This window comes from Glutamicibacter sp. NPDC087661 (assembly GCF_044743275.1).
GTDB lineage: Bacteria > Actinomycetota > Actinomycetes > Actinomycetales > Micrococcaceae > Glutamicibacter.
On record NZ_JBIUWE010000007.1, the window covers coordinates 44,744 to 63,254 of the forward strand.

At 62.5% G+C, this 18,511-nt stretch carries 19 protein-coding genes; 2 read left to right on the forward strand and 17 right to left on the reverse strand.

What is annotated here, in order from left to right; translation table 11 throughout:
* The first annotated feature begins 39 nt into the window (after positions 1-39).
* Complete coding sequence (gene nagA / locus ACIOTN_RS16630) at positions 40-1,248, forward strand: N-acetylglucosamine-6-phosphate deacetylase (RefSeq protein ID WP_400290774.1); 1,209 nt, start codon at positions 40-42, stop codon at positions 1,246-1,248.
* Positions 1,249-1,271: 23 nt separating this feature from the next.
* Here the strand turns inward: nagA and ACIOTN_RS16635 are convergent, their stop codons facing one another.
* Positions 1,272-2,258, reverse strand: a complete 987-nt coding sequence (locus tag ACIOTN_RS16635; protein ID WP_400343293.1) for an NAD-dependent epimerase/dehydratase family protein — start codon at positions 2,256-2,258, stop codon at positions 1,272-1,274.
* On the opposite strand from ACIOTN_RS16635, the gene ACIOTN_RS16640 reads away from it, so the two are divergent.
* Positions 2,257-2,394 carry a hypothetical protein gene (locus ACIOTN_RS16640; protein WP_181149085.1) on the forward strand — a complete coding sequence of 46 codons (138 nt, stop codon included), beginning with the start codon at positions 2,257-2,259 and terminating at the stop codon, positions 2,392-2,394. The genes ACIOTN_RS16635 and ACIOTN_RS16640 overlap by 2 nt on opposite strands.
* Positions 2,395-2,523: 129 nt before the next feature.
* Here ACIOTN_RS16640 and ACIOTN_RS16645 read toward each other — a convergent pair whose 3' ends face one another.
* From ACIOTN_RS16645 to thrB, 16 genes are all read right to left on the reverse strand, one after another.
* On the reverse strand, positions 2,524-2,952 hold the full coding sequence (locus ACIOTN_RS16645) for a DUF2550 domain-containing protein (RefSeq protein ID WP_105658413.1): 429 nt from the start codon (positions 2,950-2,952) through the stop codon (positions 2,524-2,526).
* 8 nt (positions 2,953-2,960) lie between these two features.
* Positions 2,961-3,230: a F0F1 ATP synthase subunit epsilon gene (locus tag ACIOTN_RS16650; protein WP_038990466.1), complete on the reverse strand. Its 270-nt coding sequence runs from the start codon at positions 3,228-3,230 to the stop codon at positions 2,961-2,963.
* A gap of 2 nt (positions 3,231-3,232) precedes the next feature.
* Positions 3,233-4,678, reverse strand: coding sequence for a F0F1 ATP synthase subunit beta (atpD, locus tag ACIOTN_RS16655; RefSeq protein WP_133834459.1), 1,446 nt, complete (start codon positions 4,676-4,678; stop codon positions 3,233-3,235).
* Between the two features lie 35 nt (positions 4,679-4,713).
* On the reverse strand, positions 4,714-5,607 hold the full coding sequence (locus tag ACIOTN_RS16660; protein WP_133834460.1) for a F0F1 ATP synthase subunit gamma: 894 nt from the start codon (positions 5,605-5,607) through the stop codon (positions 4,714-4,716).
* Between the two features lie 76 nt (positions 5,608-5,683).
* Positions 5,684-7,321, reverse strand: coding sequence for a F0F1 ATP synthase subunit alpha (gene atpA / locus ACIOTN_RS16665; RefSeq protein ID WP_133834461.1), 1,638 nt, complete (start codon positions 7,319-7,321; stop codon positions 5,684-5,686).
* Positions 7,322-7,446: 125 nt separating this feature from the next.
* Complete coding sequence (locus tag ACIOTN_RS16670) at positions 7,447-8,259, reverse strand: F0F1 ATP synthase subunit delta (RefSeq protein ID WP_402735747.1); 813 nt, start codon at positions 8,257-8,259, stop codon at positions 7,447-7,449.
* On the reverse strand, positions 8,259-8,813 hold the full coding sequence (locus tag ACIOTN_RS16675; protein WP_013348622.1) for a F0F1 ATP synthase subunit B: 555 nt from the start codon (positions 8,811-8,813) through the stop codon (positions 8,259-8,261). Before ACIOTN_RS16675 ends, ACIOTN_RS16670 begins: the two co-directional genes overlap by 1 nt.
* Before the next feature lie 80 nt (positions 8,814-8,893).
* Entirely contained in the window at positions 8,894-9,106 is a 213-nt protein-coding gene (locus ACIOTN_RS16680; protein ID WP_013348621.1) for an ATP synthase subunit C, read from the reverse strand.
* Between the two features lie 107 nt (positions 9,107-9,213).
* On the reverse strand, positions 9,214-10,005 hold the full coding sequence (atpB, locus tag ACIOTN_RS16685) for a F0F1 ATP synthase subunit A (RefSeq protein WP_105658410.1): 792 nt from the start codon (positions 10,003-10,005) through the stop codon (positions 9,214-9,216).
* A gap of 285 nt (positions 10,006-10,290) precedes the next feature.
* The gene (locus ACIOTN_RS16690) at positions 10,291-10,647 is read right to left on the reverse strand and encodes a hypothetical protein (protein WP_146112315.1); all 357 of its coding nucleotides are present in this window, start codon (positions 10,645-10,647) and stop codon (positions 10,291-10,293) included.
* A gap of 247 nt (positions 10,648-10,894) precedes the next feature.
* The gene (locus tag ACIOTN_RS16695; RefSeq protein WP_332488148.1) at positions 10,895-12,016 is read right to left on the reverse strand and encodes an MraY family glycosyltransferase; all 1,122 of its coding nucleotides are present in this window, start codon (positions 12,014-12,016) and stop codon (positions 10,895-10,897) included.
* Entirely contained in the window at positions 12,013-12,696 is a 684-nt protein-coding gene (locus tag ACIOTN_RS16700; RefSeq protein ID WP_105658407.1) for an L-threonylcarbamoyladenylate synthase, read from the reverse strand. The genes ACIOTN_RS16695 and ACIOTN_RS16700 overlap by 4 nt, the downstream gene beginning before the upstream one ends.
* Before the next feature lie 34 nt (positions 12,697-12,730).
* Entirely contained in the window at positions 12,731-13,588 is an 858-nt protein-coding gene (gene prmC, locus ACIOTN_RS16705; protein WP_332731250.1) for a peptide chain release factor N(5)-glutamine methyltransferase, read from the reverse strand.
* A 7-nt stretch (positions 13,589-13,595) separates the two neighbouring features.
* The gene (prfA, locus tag ACIOTN_RS16710) at positions 13,596-14,669 is read right to left on the reverse strand and encodes a peptide chain release factor 1 (protein ID WP_105658405.1); all 1,074 of its coding nucleotides are present in this window, start codon (positions 14,667-14,669) and stop codon (positions 13,596-13,598) included.
* A 188-nt stretch (positions 14,670-14,857) separates the two neighbouring features.
* The gene (gene rho / locus ACIOTN_RS16715; RefSeq protein ID WP_402735748.1) at positions 14,858-17,128 is read right to left on the reverse strand and encodes a transcription termination factor Rho; all 2,271 of its coding nucleotides are present in this window, start codon (positions 17,126-17,128) and stop codon (positions 14,858-14,860) included.
* 335 nt (positions 17,129-17,463) lie between these two features.
* Positions 17,464-18,396: a homoserine kinase gene (gene thrB, locus ACIOTN_RS16720; RefSeq protein WP_105658403.1), complete on the reverse strand. Its 933-nt coding sequence runs from the start codon at positions 18,394-18,396 to the stop codon at positions 17,464-17,466.
* Positions 18,397-18,511: the final 115 nt, after the last annotated feature.

Here is an 18,511-nt window from a genome sequence, read left to right on the forward strand (position 1 = left end):
GTCGGTGACTGGACGCGTTCTCTCTTCTAAGCTGGGAACATGACTACGACGCGCTACGCCCTTCATGCCACCCTGATTTCCGATGGCCTCAAGGTCACCGATGGCGTGCTCGCCGTGGAAGGCGACCGCATCCGCTTTGCCGGCAACCGCGATGACTTCGACGCGCTGGCCGATGCTGCCGATTACCCGGTACGCGAGGTAGCCCCCGGATCCATCATCATCCCGGGCCTGATCGACCTGCATTGCCATGGCGCCCTCGGCGCGGACTTCTCGGCACCGGATCATTCGAGCGTCACTGAAGCGGTGGAGTACCTGCACCGCTCGGGCACCACTACCCTGCTCGCGTCGCTGGTCACCGCAGAGCCCTCGTCCATGATCGAGGCCGCCGAGCTGCTCGCCGAGCTGGCGGAGGCCGGCCAGATTGCCGGCATCCATGCCGAAGGCCCGTTCCTCTCCGTAGCCCGCTGCGGCGCCCAGGACCCGCGCTTCCTGCAGGATCCGGATCCGGAATTCGTCAGCGAGCTGGTGGCTGCCAGCCGCGGCCAGCTGCGCACCATGACCTACGCTCCGGAATTGGCCGGCAGCGAGGAACTCGTTGAGCAGCTGGTCTCCCACGGCGTGGTTCCGTCGCTGGGGCACACCGATGCCAGCGCCCAGATCACCGCGGATTCCCTGCGCTTTGCCCGCGAACAGCTGCGCAGCGCCGGGGTGGACGGCTTCACCGAACGCCCTACGGTCACCCACCTGTTCAACGGCATGCCTTCGCTGCACCACCGCGAACCCGGTCCGGTGGCCGCCTGCCTGGAAGAGGCGGTGAACCGCAATGCGTTCGTGGAGCTGATCGCCGACGGGGTGCACCTGTCCCCCGATACCGTGCGCCTGGTCTTCCGCTTGGTCGGTGCGGAGAACATCTTGCTGGTCAGCGATTCCATGGCGGCCACCGGCTTGGCCGATGGGCAGTACACCCTCGGCCCGCAGGATGTGAATGTGGCCCTGGGCCAGGCACGGCTGGCCAGCGATAATTCCCTGGCCGGCGGCACCTGCACGCTGCTGGAAATCGTGCAGCGCGCCGTGCAGGCCGGGGTCTCACTGGTCCAGGCGGTCAACTCGGCTACGTCCATCCCCGCCTCGCTGATCGGCCTGGCCGACGAAGTCGGTTCCCTGCACTACGGCTTCGCCGCCGATGCACTGATCCTGGATGCCAATCTGCAGCTGGTCCAGACGATCCGCAACGGGGAATACCTCTAGCCCACCGAAAATCCCGGACTGCGCTAGCCCTGCCGGATCCGCCCGAGCTGGCCGAGCAGCTCAAGCTCCTCGGCCCGGCCGAGGCCAGCACGCCGGGACCGGTCCAGTCCGCGAGCCCGTTCATCGGCCAGCACGTCGCCAAGCAAGTCCTCCAGGTCCCGCTCCGGGCCACCGGCCAAGGCGTACCGCTGGTTGCTGCGCTGGGCGAAGCCGTGGTCCTCCAGCGCAAGCCACAGCGGCAGCGAACGCGCCCCGGCCCAGTAATTGACCTGGCGTTCGCGCAGCCATGCGTCCTGGGCGGTGACCAGTTCCCCGCTGAATCCCGCAATCCGTGCGGCCGTACTGAGGAACTGGGCGAAGCCATGTGATGTTCCGGCCACGTTGAAGGTTCCGGTCAGCGAACGCGCGGCGGCGTCGATAATCCACGCGGCGGCATCGCGCACGTCGATGACCTGCACATGGCGGCCCGCGGTTGGCGGGATGAGGACCTGGCCGGCACCGGCCAAGGCCAAGCGCGAAACCCAGTAGGAAAAGCGGTCGCTGGGATCGCCAGGTCCGGCAATCAGCCCCGGACGGGCAATGAGCAGCCGGTCGGCAACCATCGCCGTGCTGGCCCGTTCGGCAAGGACCTTTGCATGCCCGTAATCGCCGGGATCGGACGGTTCATGCAGTTGCGCGTCTTCGCCGGCACCGGGCAGCTGCGCGCTGGCATACACCGAGATGGAAGAAACCAGGGTCCAGTGCCGCGCATTCGCGGCCAGGGCCGCCAGCGCTTCGTGCACCCATTGCAGCTCATAGGACAGCTCGATGACCGAGTCGAATCCGATGCCCTGCACGGCATCATAGGCCCCGGGCTGGCTCCGGTCGGCACGCACCAGCTGCGCGCCCTGGGCAACCTCGCCGGAATTGCCGCGCGCCAGGCAGGTTACTTCGTGGCCACTGCGGATCAGCTGCCGCGCCAGCTCGCGGCCGAGCCACGCGGTGCCGCCAAGGATCAAGGTTCGTTTCATGCGAACAGTCAACTACGTCCTGCGCCACGCGCCCAGGCATTTCGCACTCAGCGCAGTTCCTGCCGGCCGTTTCCGGATCGGTGGCTGCGGTGCCCGGGATCCGGAGGTGCTCCCCCAAGCCGCCACGCGCAGCTGAGCAGTGCGCCGAGCACGCAGGCGATCCGCAGCGGCCCCCAGCCTGCCAACGCTGCCTGCCAGCATTGACTGGCCAGGGAACGCGAAAACCGCCGCTGCATCTGCAACGGCGGCTTTGCTTTATCAAGTTCTAGATCTGCCAGCTCCCGGCGATCGGCCCGGCTTCGAGCCAGGCCGAGAAGCCGGTGTAGTCGCGGTAGTCCATGGCCAGCAGCAGCTCATCACCGCTGCGCACCAGCATCACGATGATGAATCCTGGCGGGATCCGCGAGGTTTCCTCATCGGTGGGCTGGCGTGTCCCGGTGATATCCAGGCCACGGCGCTCGATCACGAAGCTCGGGACCGGGGAGACAGAGAAAAACCGCAACAGGTCCACATGCGCTCCGCCGTAGCGGCCGATGACCATCATCCATTTGCCCGAAGGCGCCAGGATGGATGCATCGAAGGTGCCCAGCGTGCGCCGCAATTGGATGCGGCGCACGGCCATGGCCCCGAAGAACATGGCGATGCCGATCAGGATCAGCAACGCGATCAGAACTGGTGCGGTTATCTCAAACAATTCATCGCCTACGCTGCGGTACCAAGCACAGCGTTGTCAGCAACGATCACTACGCGATCCGAATCAACAGAGAAGAAGCCTCCGTCGATCTGGACCGAGAAGCGGGACTCGGAAACCGGTTCGATTTCCAGGTCCCCAGCGGCAAGCACGGACAGCATCGGAACGTGACCGGGCAGAACACCGATCTCGCCGTCCACCGAACGAGCCTTGACCAGCTTCGCAGCGCCCGACCACACGAAGTGGTCAGCCGCGACGATTTCGACCTGAAGCTCAGCCATAATTAGCTGGCCTTCTGGATTTCGGCCCACTGGCGCTCGACGTCGTCAAGACCGCCGATGTTGAAGAACGCCTGCTCTGCAATGTGGTCCAATTCGCCATCGCAAATGGCCTTGAAGCCTTCGATGGTGTCCTTGATCGATACGGTCGAGCCCTCGACACCGGTGAACTGCTTTGCGGTGTAGGTGTTCTGCGAGAGGAACTGCTGGATACGGCGTGCACGGGCAACGACGATCTTGTCCTCTTCGCCCAGCTCGTCGATACCGAGGATCGCGATGATGTCCTGCAGTTCCTTGTTCTTCTGCAGAATGGCCTTCACGCGGATGGCTACATCGTAGTGATCCTGGCCAATGTACTGCGGATCCAGGATTCGCGAGGTCGAGGTCAGCGGGTCGATCGCCGGGTACAGGCCGCGCGACGCGATTTCACGCGACAGCTCGGTGGTTGCATCCAAGTGGGCGAAGGTTGCTGCTGGAGCCGGGTCGGTGTAGTCATCGGCCGGGACGTAGACAGCCTGCATCGAGGTGATCGAGCGGCCCTTCGTCGAGGTGATGCGTTCCTGCAGCAGACCCATTTCATCGGCCAAGTTCGGCTGGTAGCCCACGGCGGAAGGCATGCGGCCCAGCAGGGTCGACACCTCGGAACCGGCCTGGGTGAAGCGGAAGATGTTGTCGATGAACAGCAGCACGTCCTGGTTCTGGACATCGCGGAAGTATTCCGCCATGGTCAGAGCCGACAGTGCCACGCGCAAACGGGTTCCAGGTGGCTCATCCATCTGGCCGAACACCAGTGCGGTGTCCTTCAGGACGTTTGCCTCGTCCATTTCGACCCAGAGGTCGTTGCCTTCACGGGTGCGCTCGCCAACACCGGCGAATACCGAGGTACCACCGAAGTTACGTGCAACACGGGTGATCATTTCCTGGATCAGCACGGTCTTGCCAACGCCGGCGCCGCCGAACAGGCCGATCTTGCCGCCCTTGATGTACGGGGTCAGGAGGTCGATCGACTTGATGCCGGTTTCCAGCATTTCGGTCGAGCCCTCGAGCTCCGAGAACTTCGGAGGCTGGCGGTGGATTGGCCAACGCTCGGTGACCTGGATCTCCGAGTTGTCAACGTCCAGGGCGTCGCCCAGAACGTTGAAGATGTGGCCCTTGACGCCGTCGCCTACTGGGACGGAGATAGCAGCGCCGGTATCGGTCACCGAAGCACCGCGGACCAGGCCGTCGGTGGCCTGCAGCGATACTGCGCGGACCAGGCCCTCACCGAGGTGCTGGCTGGTCTCGAAGGTGATCTTCTTGGTTTCGCCGTTGAGGGTCAGCTCAGCGGTCAGTGCGTTGTAGATAGCAGGCAGTGCGTCGGCTGGGAACTCGACGTCCACGACCGGGCCAGTCACGCGCGCGATGCGACCGATGGCCCCTGCGGTAACCTGCTCGTTGAGTTGGGCAGTCATCTTTCTCACTTCTTGTCTGGTCGGAGTATCGGTAATTAGCTGTTCAGCGCGTCGGCGCCGGCGATAATTTCCGAAAGCTCCTGGGTGATTTCAGCCTGACGGGCATTGTTGAGCAATCGGGTGTACTTCTTGATCAGTTCACCAGCGTTGTCGCCTGCGGCCTTCATGGCGCGCTGGCGGGCAGCGAGCTCGGAAGCAGCGGACTGCAACTGGCAGTTGAACAGTCGAGAATCGATGTAGCGCGGAAGCAGTGCGTCAAGCACTTCTTCCGGCGATGGCTCAAACTCGTACAGTGGCAACAGCTCGTCGGTTGGAGTCTCGGATTCATCCTCGACAACCTCCAACGGCAACAGACGGATGACCGTCGGTTCCTGCGTGACCATCGACTTGAACTGGGTGTAGACGACGTGGATCTCGTCCACGCCACCCTGCTCGAAATCGGTGTCGAAGTCCTCCAGGAGGACATCGCGCAGCTCGCGTGCGGTTTCGAAACGCGGGGAATCAGTTTCCCCGGTCCACACTCGTGCGTACTCGCGTGAACGGAAATCAAAGTAAGCCTGGGCCTTGCGGCCGACCAAGTAGGTCTTGACTTCCTTGCCTTCTTCACGCAGGAGTTCCACGAGGTGCTCTGCCTGCTTCAGAACGCTGGCGGAGTAGGACCCGGCAAGTCCTCGGTCCGAAGTCATCACCAAGACCGCGGCGCGGCGTACCTGCGCCGGCTCGGTGGTCAGTGGATGCTCGACATCGGCCTGGGACGCGACGGCGGTTACTGCACGGGTAATCGCATTGGCATACGGCAGCGAGGCCGAGACACGCGTACGTGCCTTACCAATGCGGGATGCAGCGATCAGTTCCATCGCCTTGAAGATCTTGCGCATCGACTTGGTCGATCCGATCTTCTGGCGGTAGACCCGAATCTGGGCTCCCATGTGTGTCCTTTCCTTATCCCCTACCTCGGGAGGGCGGCGCCGTTACCGGCGCCGCTCCCCCTTGGCAAGGAAATTGTCAGCGCTTCTGCTTGACGATCTTTTCCTGGTCAACGGACTCGGAATCGAGAGCGTCGTGCTCTTCGTGCCCGGCGGCGACAAGCTTGTCGTCGCCTTCGCCGAAGAAGCCGGCCTTGAAGTCCGCAACAGCGGTCTTCATGGCTTCCAGAGTCTCGTTCTCCAGCTTGCCGGTCTGGCCAATCACGGTCAGTACATCGGTGCGGTGACGCAGGTAGTCGATGAACTCGCCCTCGAAGCGGCGTACATCCTCAACCGGGACATCGTCCAGGTAGCCGTTGGTGCCGGCCCAGATCGAAACGACCTGGTCCTCAACCGGGTACGGGGTGTACTGACCCTGCTTGAGCAGTTCCATCAGGCGCGCACCACGGGTCAGCTGCTGCTTGGAAGCAGCATCCAGGTCCGAGGCGAACATTGCGAATGCCTGCATGTCGCGGTACTGGGCCAATTCCAGCTTCAAGGTACCGGAGACCTTCTTCATGGCCTTGACCTGTGCCGAACCGCCAACGCGGGATACCGAAATACCCACGTCGACAGCTGGACGCTGGTTGGCGTTGAAGAGATCCGACTGCAAGAAGATCTGGCCGTCGGTGATCGAGATGACGTTGGTCGGGATGAACGCGCCCACGTCGTTGGCCTTGGTTTCGATGATTGGCAAGCCAGTCATCGAACCTGCACCCAGCTCGTCCGACAGCTTGGCGCAACGCTCAAGCAGGCGGGAGTGCAGGTAGAAGACGTCGCCTGGGTAGGCTTCGCGTCCTGGCGGACGGCGCAGCAGCAGGGACACGGCACGGTAGGCTTCAGCCTGCTTCGACAGATCATCGAAGACGATCAGAACGTGCTTGCCCCCGTACATCCAGTGCTGGCCGATGGCCGAGCCTGCGTATGGAGCCAAGTACTTGAAGCCGGCCGGGTCGGATGCCGGGGACGCCACGATGGTGGTGTACTCCAGTGCGCCCTGCTCTTCGAGGGTCTGGCGAACGGCAGCGATGGTCGATGCCTTCTGGCCAATTGCCACGTAGACGCAGCGGACCTGCTTGGTCTGATCGCCGGATTCCCAGTTAGCACGCTGGTTCAGGATGGTGTCAACCGCGATAGCGGTCTTGCCGGTCTGGCGGTCGCCAATGATCAGCTGACGCTGGCCACGGCCGATCGGGATCATGGCGTCGATAGCCTTCAGACCGGTCTGCATTGGCTCGTGCACGCTCTTGCGCTGGGTCACGCCTGGTGCCTGCAGCTCCAGGGCGCGACGGCCCTCGGCAGCGATTGGGCCCAGGTTGTCCAGTGGCTCGCCCAACGGGTCGACCACGCGGCCCAGGTAGCCGTCGCCGACTGGAACCGAAAGGATCTCGCCGGTGCGCTCTACCTTCTGGCCAGCTTCGATGCCGGTGAAGTCACCAAGCACAACGACACCGATTTCGCGGGTATCGAGGTTCTGGGCCAGGCCCAGGGTGCCATCTTCGAACTTCAGCAACTCGTTGGCCATGACGGAAGGAAGGCCTTCCACTCTGGCGATGCCGTCGCTCGCGGCGACGACGCGTCCCACCTCGGTGCGCTCTGCCTTACCCGGTTCGTAGGAAGATGCGAACTCGTTTAGGGCATCGCGGACGTCGTTGGCATTGATGGTCAAATCGGCCATCTGCAGTCCCTGCTCTCCTAAATTGTGATCCGGTCCATTGGACCGAATCGAATGTGAATGAAGTCTGTTGTGGTCCTGGCAGCCAGGAACACCAAGCGAAGGATCACTCCCTAGCCCAATGAGTCCTAGCTGGCCAAGGCGCGGCGCAACTCGGCCACGCGTGATGCCACGGAAGCGTCGACAACTTCGTCGCCAACCTTGACTACCAGTCCACCGACCAGCGATGGGTCGGTAGTGGCGTTGAGCTTGAGCTGACGACCGTAAAGCTTGTTCAGGCTGGTCTCCAGGCGCGAAAGCTGAGTCGCCGAAAGCTCTACAGAGCTGGTCACCGAAGCGATCCAGCGCTGCTGGCGCTTGGCCACGAGCTCCACGAAGCGTTCAAGCAAAGCTGCTGGCTTCAAACCACGAGGGTTCGAAACTGCCTGCGAGATCAATACCTGAGAGGTCTGCGACGCGTTAGGCACGAGCTTCAGCGCGAGAGCGCGCTTTGCCTCGACTGGGGCCTGTGCATCATCCAACGCACGCTGCAGTTCGTGGTTGCCACGAACTACCTCGATGAAGGAGAACAGATCCTGCTCCAGCTTGTTCAGCCCCGAAGCGCCGTCCTGCTGCTCAGCCACTGCGGTAACCGCAGTGACAGCCAGCGTTTCGAGCGCATCGCTAATGTCGCGTTCCGAGCTCCAACGGGTAGAAGCCAGCTGGGCAACGGTGTCCTCAGCGTCAGCCGAGACCTTTCCGTGCAGCAGCTGGGCCAAGAGGCCTGCCTTTTCGGCAGCATCACGGGCTGGGTCAGTCAATGCGCGGCGAAGACCGGCATTTGCATCCAGTACTTCCAGGACCGCGAACAGTTCCTTAGGCAGCTCAATAGATGCCAGTGCCAGCTTGGGTTCCAGGAACGCCAAAGCCTTTGCTAGTGACTCGCTCGATACACTTGCCATTAGTTCGATGCACCTGCGTTCTGCTGAGCTTCCAAATCGGTCAGGAACTTGTCAACCACGCGCTGGGCACGGGCATCGTCCTGCAGAGCTTCGTCAACAACCTTGCTTGCAAGCTCGGTAGCCAATGCGCCCACGTCGGTGCGGAGCGAAGCCAGAGCCGAAACGCGCTCTGCTTCGATCTGACGGTGCGACTGCTCGGTGATACGAGCTGCCTCATCGGTTGCCTTGGTCTTCAGATCTGCGAGGATCTGAGCACCTTCGCTACGAGCTTCCTCACGGATGCGGTTTGCTTCGGTGCGTGCTTCCAGAAGCTGGGCCTTGTACTGAGCCAAGGTCTCCTCTGCTTCCTTCTGCGCTGCTTCAGCCTTCTCCAGGCCACCTTCGATCGCGGTGACGCGATCTTCATAGGACTGCTCGAACTTCGGAGCAATTACCTTGATGACGATGAACAGAAGGACCGCGAAACCAACACCCGTGACGAGAATTTCCCACGGGTTCGGCAACAGCGGGTTGACCGATTCGCTCGCAGCGAGGATGAAATCAGTGCTGTTCATTCTCACTATTCCTTATCTACTAGTTTCCGCTTGTGTGTACGCCTCGCGATAGTGGCGAGGCCACTACAGTTGCGAAAAGACTAGGCGCCGATGACGAAAGCGAAGACCAGGCCCAGGATGGCCAGTGCTTCAGCAAGTGCGAAGCCAAGCATGGCGATTGGCTGCAGGATGCGCTGAGCCTCAGGCTGACGTGCAACACCGTTGATGTAGGCAGCGAAGATCAAGCCAACGCCGATAGCCGAACCGATAGCAGCCAGGCCGTAGCCGATCATATTCAGGGAGCCGTGCAACATGTGATTATGTTCCTTTCAAGATACCGAGCTTTTGCCGGTAGGTTGTGAGGTATTCCTTGAGCGACTCAAGGAAGATCTTTATGGGTTGGAAGAAAAGAAGTGTTGGCCTAGTGGGCGTCGGCTTCGATTGCACCCTGGAGGTAGATCGCGGTCAGCAGGGCGAAAACAAACGCCTGCAGGACCATGATCAGCAGTTCCAGGAAGTACATGGCGACCGAGCCAACGATGACCAGGATGCCAAGGCCGTTCATGGCCAGGGAGTCCTGGACAACGATCAGGTGACGAGCGCCGGCAGCTGCCAGCATCACGATCATGTGACCGGCCAGCATCGTTGCCATCAAACGCAGCGAGTGCGTCAGCGGGCGAACGATGAAGTTAGAAATGATTTCCAACGGAATCATCAGTGGCATGATCCAGCCCGGAACACCGGACGGGACGACGGCCAACTTGAAGTAGCGGATACCGTGGTTCTTCAGGCCTACAGCAATCCAGGTGCCGTAGATGATGATAGCCATCGCGTATGCAGAACCAGCGTGTGAGAACGATGGAAGCTGCAGGAACGGAATCGCGCCGAAGAGGTTGTTCAGCAGTACGAAGAAGAAGGTCGCGAACAGCAGAGGAATCCAAGGACGGAAGTTCTTCTCGCCGATGATGTCGCGGCCAATTCCGTTACGTACAAACGCGTAACCGGACTCAGCGATGTACTGCATCTTGCCTGGAACCAGCTTCGGGTTCTTGATGGCCACGGTGAAGAACCAAGAGATAAGCACGATCGACAAAACGATCATGAGCATCTGCTTGCCGAAACCCGTGCCGTACTCAGCCATCCACGGGAAAAGATCCGGGAGGTGGGTATCGGAAACGGATGGCGGTACGAAGCCGCCTTCTTCTGAGGCCATTGGGAGCGCAAACGCGAACAACGCGCTGTCCTCTCTGCAGTAACGGTCACGGGCAAAAGGCGGTGACTGGCGGTAACTGCCTCTCACCGTGTGAAGAAAAGATCAAACGGGGATCCCATCATGGCCCATGCCAGAAGCATCAACCCTGATGAAGGTCCATCTGCGGGTTACCCCGCGGATGCATATTGCGTATTCCGCCCGCAGTTGAGCGGACGGCCAAAAATGACCCGAAGTAAGCTTATCAAACTCACAGCACCCCACCGACACAAAGTCGCGCGGAATACTCTATTCCTCGTTGTAGATAGCCAGGCGCGCCTTCATGAAAGCACGCACCTCGCCAACCTGCCAGGCAACAAGGGAGATAGCAGCTGCAAGAACGAATCCCTGGCGATTAACCCAATCGGGCAACCCCAGGTTCAACAACACGAAGGCGATGCCAAAAACCTTGATGACAAAGACACCCAAGAACGCGGGCATGGCCCACGAGTGGCGAATTCGCCCTGCAGCTTCGGCAATGAGAATGCCAATCGCGAAAAAGCCAATCACAATCCCGGCAGCCAGCGCGCCAGAAAGCGCGTAGCGAAGATCGGCAACCAACCATGAAATCAGGAAAAATATGGCGGTAGCGATCAGCGAATACACCAGTGACAAGCCAAGAATCGGCAACCAGATGGATTTCGGGGCTGACGAAGCACTGACGCGGGCAGAACCAGAATTCACGTCCGCAACCTTTCTTCGTCAACACCGAGGAACCATCGTGCACCCATCGATGCTGATGAAACTTGAAACTTCCACCTATTCCCTAAAGAACAGATGAAAGAAGATCCAGATTGAATTCTACACGAGATAGAAACAGATTGCTTGTGCGTTACCCTGCTATTTGATCGGGCTAGGCTTTGCCCATGCGCTTGCGTAAGGCCTCGACCCGCTTGATCACCAGGGGACGCCACGTTGCTACCGCTGCCACTAGGAACAACAGCAAGGCCATCGGGACCACCAGAATGACCGGGATGAAGGCGATGGAAACCACTGAGACTGCAATCACGGCGGCCCACAGGTAGAGCAGAACTACCGATTGGCGCACGGAGTGGCCCTGGGCCAGCATCCGGTGGTGGATGTGCTTGGCGTCCGGGGAAAAGGGTGAGCGTTTGTTGGCCAGCCGGCGGAAGACCGAGAGTACAAGGTCCAGTACTGGTAGGAAGACGATCACCATCGGCAGCAGCATCGGCATGTAGGCCGGGATGTTGCGGAAGCGCCGGGCCTCCAGGCCCTGCACATCACCGGTCACCGCCACCGCGGCCACCGAGAGGATCATGCCGATGGCGAGAACGCCGGTCTCCCCCATGAAGATATTCGCCGGGTTGAAGTTGTGCGGCAAGAAGCCCAGGCAGGCACCGAGCAGCAAGGCGCAGAGCAAGGCCCCGATGTTCGCGTAGTCATCGGCGCTCACGTGCGTGGCCAATACATAGGAGTACACGAAGAAGGTCGCCGCGCCAATGGCGGCCAGGCCCGCGGCCAGGCCATCCAATCCATCGGAGAAGTTGATCGCGTTCATGGTCAGCACGATCAGGAAAATGGTCACCGAAATCTGCATCCATTGCTCATCGATCTGCCACGACCCCACGGGCAGGGACTGGATGACGATTCCGTTGGTGGCGACCAGCCAGCCGATCAGGATCTGGCCGGCGAGCTTCAGCCACCATTTGAGGTCGAACATGTCATCGGCCAGGCCCATGAGCACGATGACGCCCAGGGCGTAGGCGATTCCGCGGATGGCGTCGTCATTGCCGAAGACCCCGCGGAAGAAGTGGAAGTTGCTGGCCAGCCATAGCCCTGCGGCGAAAGCGGCGATAATCGCCAGGCCGCCGAACTTCACGATCGGTTTTTCGTGCTGGTCGCGTTCGCGCACCAGCTGGTTGCCGGTGAAACGGTGGCCTAGGGTGCGGATGATCGGGGTGAGCAGGAACGAAACCGTAAAGCTGAATGCTATGAGCAGTACGTATGTTCTCATGCGCCGGTTTCCGGTGCGTCCTGTCCCAAATCGAGAATGCCAGGGACGACCACGCGCAATTCCTCAATGGAAATCGCGCCCGAGCGAACGACCTGCAGGTTCTGGCCGGTGCAATCGATGATGGTCGATGGCAGGACCTCTTCCCCGGCCTCGCCACGCGGGCCGCCGTCGAGGTAGACATCCACCGACTCCCCGAGCTGAGCGAAAGCCTGCTCGACATCCAGCGCCGCCGCGTTGCCGGTGCGATTGGCCGAGGACACGGCCAACGGGCCGGTCTGGCCCAGGAGTTCCAGGGCGGTGTCGTCGTTGGGCACGCGCAGCGCCACGGTGCCGCGGGTCTCCCCCAGATCCCAGGTCAGCGAAGGCTGGGCCTGCAGGATCAGGGTCAGTCCGCCTGGCCAGAACGCTTCGGCCAGCTTGCGCGCGGCCTCGGGGATGTCCCTGGCCAATCCGTCCATGGTGGAACTCTGGGCGATCAGCACTGGCGGGGGCATGGTGCGGTTGCGGCCTTTGGCGGCCAGCAGCATCGCCACGCCCTGGGCGCTGAATGCATCGGCGCCGATCCCGTAGACGGTATCTGTAGGCAAGACGATGCAGCGCTTGTCCGCCAGCGCGGCCTTGGCTGCGGCGATGCCTTCAGCGTGTTCCTGCTCGTTGCTTACCGAAAATGTTGTGCTCACGGGATCATTCTTTCATGCACTGGGTGTGGTTTGGTTATTGCGGCGCGTAGCCGGATGTGGCGCGGGCGCGCCCGGTCAAATCTTCATGGCCAGCTACCTGCGTGAATCCGGCCGCGCGCAGCATGGCTGCCGCGGTTTCGTGCTGCACTTCGGCGTGTTCCATCACGTAGTAGCCGCCGGGACGCAAGAGCTTCATGGCTTGGGCGGTAATGGCTCGCGGAATGTCCAGTCCGTCCTCCCCGAGCCCGTATAACGCCATTTCCGGGTCGTGCTCGCGCACTTCCACTTCGCGCGGCACCGCGTTGGGCGGAATATACGGCGGATTGGAGATCACCAGGTCCATGGTGCCTTCCAGTTCCCCGGGGACCGCCGTGGCATCCTGGTGCAGCACGGTGACCCGGTGCGGCTCGCAGTTGGCCCGGGTGTAGCCGATGGCATCCTCCGAGAGCTCCACGGCCCAGACGCTGGCTGCTGGCACTTCGCTGGCCACGGACGCTGCAATGGCGCCGGAGCCTGAGCACAAATCAATGCACCGCGGGGTGCCGATGCCTTGGCCGGCCAGGAAATCAAGGCCGAGCTGCACCACGGTTTCGGTTTCCGGGCGCGGGGTGAATACTCCCGGTCCCACCTTCAGCTCCAGGTAGCGGAAGTACGCCACGCCAGTCAGGTGCTGCAGCGGGATGCGGGTGCGCCGGGCGGCCACCAGGGCGGTGAATTGCTCCCGGGATCCAGGGTCGAGGCCCTCGCCACGCAGTTCGCGCAGCTTCAGTTCCGAGCGGTCGATGCCCAGCACGTGGCACAGCAGCAGGTCGACGTCGACGCCGGGGCTTGGCACCCCGGCGTCGGCCAGCGCCGCAATCGCCTGGCGGCGTACGGCAGTGAGTTCTTCCAAGGCGTCGTTACTCGCCCAGCGCTGCCAAGCGCTCTTCCTCGTCCATCTGGATGCAGGATTCAACCACCGGCTGCAGGTCCCCGTCCATCACGGCGTCAAGGTTGTAGGCCTTGTAGCCGGTGCGGTGGTCGGCAATGCGGTTTTCCGGGTAGTTGTAGGTGCGGATGCGCTCGGAGCGGTCCATGGTGCGGATCTGGCTTGCACGCTGGGCCGAGTTCTCCTTGTCGATGATCTCCTGCTGGTGGGCCAGCAGGCGCGAACGCAGCACGCGCATCGCGGCTTCGCGGTTCTGGATCTGCGACTTCTCGTTCTGCATGGCCACCACGATGCCGGTGGGCAGGTGGGTAATTCGCACCGCGGAGTCGGTGGTGTTCACCGACTGGCCGCCGGGGCCCGAGGAACGGTAGACATCGATCTTCAGGTCGTTCTGGTGGATGTCGACTTCTTCGGGCTCGTCCACCTCGGGCAGGACCAGCACGCCGGCAGCCGAGGTGTGGATGCGGCCCTGGGATTCGGTGACCGGCACGCGCTGCACGCGGTGCACGCCGCCTTCGAACTTCAGCTGGGCGTAGACGCCTTCGGCCGGGTCATTCGATTTGCCCTTGATGGCAACCTGGGCGTCCTTGTAGCCGCCGAGGTCGGACTCGTTGAAGGAGATCATCTCCACCTTCCAGCCCTTGTGCTCGGCGAAACGGGTGTACATGCGCAGCAGGTCGGCTGCGAACAGCGCTGCTTCGTCGCCGCCCTCGCCGCCCTTGACTTCGAGGATCACGTCGCGGCCGTCGTTCTCGTCGCGCGGGATCAGCAGGCGGCGCAGCTTCTCCTCGAGCTCTGGCAGGGCGGCGGTGAGGGTTTCCACCTCTTCTGCGAAGTCCGGATCCTCGTCAGCCATTTCCTTGGCTGCTTCCAGGTCCTCGGTGGCGGCGTGCCACTTGTTGTAGGCCTCGACGATGCCGTTCAGCTGTGCCGAGCGGCGGCCGAGCTTGCGGGCCAGCGCCTGGTCGGCGTACACCGCTGGATCCGAGAGCTGCGCCTGGATTGCGGCATGCTCTTCTAGTAGCGACTTGACGGACTCGAACATGGTGGGTGTGCTTCCTTGTTGGCGTTTTCCGCGCAGTGCCGCCGGCTATTGCGGCTGGGGCACTGCTGGAATTCAATTCTAAACGCTGCGCCGGCCGGGGCCGGCGTGCGAGGTGTCACTACGCGCCGATGGCGTCCAGCCAGCTGCCGGTGCGGCAAGCTGGCTGGACGCCATGGCGGTGGGTGGTGCTAATCCTTGTTTGGAGTGGTCTTGTTGACCAGCATCAAGAATTCCGCGTTCGATCCGGTTTCGCGGATCTTCCCGGTGAGCACTTCCAGTGCCTGCTGCGGATCGATGCCCGAGAGCATGCGGCGCAGGCGCCACATGATGCGCACCTCTTCGGCACTCATCAGCTGCTCTTCGCGGCGGGTCGAGGAAGCGTTGACATCCACTGCCGGGAAGATGCGCTTCTCGGCCAGCTGGCGCGAAAGGCGCAGCTCCATGTTGCCGGTGCCCTTGAATTCCTCGAAGATGACCTCGTCCATCTTGGAACCGGTCTCCACCAGGGCGGTAGCCAGGATGGTCAGCGAGCCGCCATTCTCGATGTTGCGGGCTGCACCGAAGAAGCGCTTCGGCGGGTACAGCGCTGCCGAGTCGACGCCGCCGGAGAGGATGCGGCCCGAGGCCGGAGCGGCCAGGTTGTAGGCACGGCCCAGGCGGGTCATCGAGTCCAGCAGGACCACGACATCCATGCCCATTTCCACCAGGCGCTTGGCGCGCTCGATGGCCAGCTCGGCCACGGTGGTGTGGTCATCGGCCGGGCGGTCGAAGGTCGAGGCGATGACCTCGCCCTTCACGGTGCGCTGCATGTCGGTGACTTCTTCGGGACGCTCATCAACGAGCACCATCATCAGGTGCACTTCCGGGTTGTTGATGGTGATCGCGTTGGCAATGGCCTGCAGGATCAAGGTCTTGCCGGCCTTCGGAGGCGAAACGATCAGGCCGCGCTGGCCCTTGCCGATTGGCGCGACCAGGTCGATGACGCGCGGGCCGACCAGCTTCGGATCGGTTTCCAGGCGCAGGCGCTCGGTCGGGTACAGCGGGACGAGCTTGTTGAACTCGACGCGTTCGCGGTTGTCCTCTGGCTTCTTGCCGTTGACCGAAGTCAGCTGCACCAGGGCGTTGAACTTCTGGCGCGGGTTCGGGGTCTCGCCCTCGCGTGGCTGGCGGATCGCGCCAACGATGGCGTCGCCCTTGCGCAGGTTGTACTTCTTGACCTGGCCCAGGGTGACGTAGACGTCGTTCGGGCCGGGCAGGTAGCCGGAGGTGCGCACGAAGGCGTAGTTCTCCAGCACGTCCAGGATGCCGGCGATCGGCAATACGACGTCGTCCTCGCTCAGCTGCGGCTCGTCGTCATCACGGCGGTTGCGGCGGTTGCGGTTATTGCGATCGTTGCGGTCGTTGTTGCGATCGTTGCGATCATTGTTGCGCTCGCGGCGGTTGCTGCGGTCATTGCGATCGTTGCGATCATTGTTGCGCTCACGGCGCTCGCGGCGGTCATTGCGGTCGCCACGCTCGGAACGGTCCTCGATGTTCTCCGAGTCGTTCGAGTCGTTGTTGCGCTCGTTGCGATCATTGCGATCGTTGTTGCGCTCAGCACGATCGTTGTTGCGCTCATTGCGGTCGTTGTTGCGCTCGTTGCGGTCGTTGTTGCGCTCGTTGCGGCGGTTGTTGCGCTCGCGGCGCTCTTCGCGGCGGTCGGTGCGCTCTTCAGCGTTCTCCGACTCGGCAACTTCGGTGCGCTCGGTGCGCTCGGTGCGCTCGGTGTTGCGATCGCGGCGGTTGCCACGCTCACGGCGGTTGCCGCGCTCGCGGCGCTCTTCGCGTGCTTCGCCGTTGCTCTCGGCGTTCTCCGCCGGTGCCTCGGCCTGCTCGGCTGCCTGCTCTGCTGGCTGGTCAACCGGCTTGTTGTTCCGCGAGTTGCGGCGCTGGCGTGGAGCCTTGGACTCCTCGGCTGCTGCCTGGTTCTCGGCTGGAGCCTCAGTAGCGGCTTCGTTGGCTTCGGCAGGAGCCGCAACCTTGCCCGAGTCGGTCACACGGCGCGAGGTGCGGCGTGCGCGAGCTGGCTTTTCAGCCGGAGCTTCAGCAGCCGCGCCGGCCTCTGGTGCGCTCTCGGTCTCAGCCTGCGCCTGGGCCGCGGCCTTTGGCGCACGACGTGCACGGGTCTTGGTTTCCTTGGCCTGCTCAGCTGGAGCTTCAGCCTTCGCTGCGGGAGCTTCGGTCTTGGCAGACTTCGCTTCCTGTGCGGCCTTGGCGTCCTTGGCGGCAACGGAACCACCGCGCTGGTGGTCGCCGATGGCCTTGACCAGATCAGCCTTGCGCATCCGCGAACCGCCGGTGATACCCAGCTGCGAAGCCAACTGCTGGAGCTGGGTCATTTTCAAAGAGGCCAGTCCGGCGCTCTTGTTTTCGGAAGTCTTGGTGTCCACGCCTTCGTTGAGGCTCGTGGTTTCGGTCACGAAAGTTCCTTCTGACTCGTAGGATGGGCCGCTTCAAGGCAGGCCCACTATGCCGTAAATGATGTTCAGCAGCCGAAGATTTCGTGGCTACTTCACTTTCTCCCCGCAAGATGGCCCAGAATTCGAGGCAAAACTGCAGTGGATTAGAGAGACTGACATCTCCTAGGCACGAAGACGTACCTGAATGCGGGATATCAAAGTTGCTGCGAACTGCAGGAAGATCCGGGACGGCTGGACGGATGAAATGGGGTTCGAGAACCGAATTTATCCGCATCAACACTGGCCACAAAGGATTCGGACCGGGCTACTGCCCAGCTATCCGGCCTGCCATGGTGTTACAGCACTTCTACTGTAACACCGTTGGCGGCCAGCTTGGGAACTTCAGCACGCCATGACACTGGAGATCCTGCAGAGAATTCATCGATGGCCGCTTGCACGGCAGCGACCTGTTCATCGCAGGCCACCAGGGTCAACACGGTCGGTCCGGCACCGGAAACCACTGCGGCCAGTCCTGCGCCGCGCAGCTTGGCAATCAGCGCCGCGCTTTCGGGCATGGCCGCGGCGCGATAGTCCTGGTGCAGGTAGTCCTTGGTGCCGCCCAGCAGCTGGCGCGGATCGTTGCTCAGCGCATGGATCAGCAGCGCGGCGCTCGCGCTGTTCGCCGCGGCTACCGCGTGGTCGACCTGTGCAGGCAGCGCGCCGCGCGCGACCTCGGTGGACAAGCCGTTGGACGGGATCGCCAGCACTGCGCGCAGGTCCGGGTGCAGGGGCACCTGCACCGAGCTGAAGCTGCCGGCGGCATCGGTGGCAGAGATGCTCAGCCCGCCAAAGACCGCCGGAGCCACATTGTCCGGGTGCCCTTCCCACGCTGCAGCCGCCTGGAAGATCCGCTCGGTCCCGCCACGAGCTGGGGCTGGAAGCAGCGCATCGGCGGCGGCGTAGGCCGCGACAATCGCCGCGGCCGAGGATCCCATGCCGCGCGCGTGCGGGATGTTGTTGTGCGCGACCAGCTGGACGCCAACCGGTTCAAAACCGGCGTCTTTCCAGTAGCGGTGCATTTCCTTGATGATCAGATGCGACTCATCGCGTGGCAGCTCCTGCGCCCCATCGCCGAAAATCTCGACACTGCTGGACCGCGCGGTGCGCACTTCGAGGCGGTCGCGGTATTCCAGGGCCAGGCCCAGCGAATCGAAGCCAGGACCGAGGTTGGCTGAGGTGGCCGGCGGGGAAACGATCAACTTCTGGCCCAGGGCGATCTGCTGCGTCATGGTTCCTTCAAGAATTCGGTGCGATAGGTATCAGGTGCGCAACGGCCCGCCGCGATTGGCTCCCCCGGTCCGGGAGAGCCAATGACGCGGCGGGCCGTCGTGCTGCCGGCGGCTG

Excerpts from the sequence above, each read along its gene's own strand:
- nagA (WP_400290774.1), top strand. The coding sequence starts at position 40 with ATGACTACGACGCGCTACGCCCTTCATGCCACCCTGATTTCCGATGGC.
- ACIOTN_RS16640 (WP_181149085.1), top strand. The coding sequence starts at position 2,257 with ATGCGAACAGTCAACTACGTCCTGCGCCACGCGCCCAGGCATTTCGCA.
- ACIOTN_RS16635 (WP_400343293.1), bottom strand. The coding sequence starts at position 2,258 with ATGAAACGAACCTTGATCCTTGGCGGCACCGCGTGGCTCGGCCGCGAG.
- ACIOTN_RS16650 (WP_038990466.1), bottom strand. The coding sequence starts at position 3,230 with ATGGCTGAGCTTCAGGTCGAAATCGTCGCGGCTGACCACTTCGTGTGG.
- atpD (WP_133834459.1), bottom strand. The coding sequence starts at position 4,678 with ATGACTGCCCAACTCAACGAGCAGGTTACCGCAGGGGCCATCGGTCGC.
- ACIOTN_RS16660 (WP_133834460.1), bottom strand. The coding sequence starts at position 5,607 with ATGGGAGCCCAGATTCGGGTCTACCGCCAGAAGATCGGATCGACCAAG.
- atpA (WP_133834461.1), bottom strand. The coding sequence starts at position 7,321 with ATGGCCGATTTGACCATCAATGCCAACGACGTCCGCGATGCCCTAAAC.
- ACIOTN_RS16670 (WP_402735747.1), bottom strand. The coding sequence starts at position 8,259 with ATGGCAAGTGTATCGAGCGAGTCACTAGCAAAGGCTTTGGCGTTCCTG.
- ACIOTN_RS16675 (WP_013348622.1), bottom strand. The coding sequence starts at position 8,813 with ATGAACAGCACTGATTTCATCCTCGCTGCGAGCGAATCGGTCAACCCG.
- ACIOTN_RS16680 (WP_013348621.1), bottom strand. The coding sequence starts at position 9,106 with ATGTTGCACGGCTCCCTGAATATGATCGGCTACGGCCTGGCTGCTATC.
- atpB (WP_105658410.1), bottom strand. The coding sequence starts at position 10,005 with ATGGCCTCAGAAGAAGGCGGCTTCGTACCGCCATCCGTTTCCGATACC.
- ACIOTN_RS16695 (WP_332488148.1), bottom strand. The coding sequence starts at position 12,016 with ATGAGAACATACGTACTGCTCATAGCATTCAGCTTTACGGTTTCGTTC.
- prfA (WP_105658405.1), bottom strand. The coding sequence starts at position 14,669 with ATGTTCGAGTCCGTCAAGTCGCTACTAGAAGAGCATGCCGCAATCCAG.
- thrB (WP_105658403.1), bottom strand. The coding sequence starts at position 18,396 with ATGACGCAGCAGATCGCCCTGGGCCAGAAGTTGATCGTTTCCCCGCCG.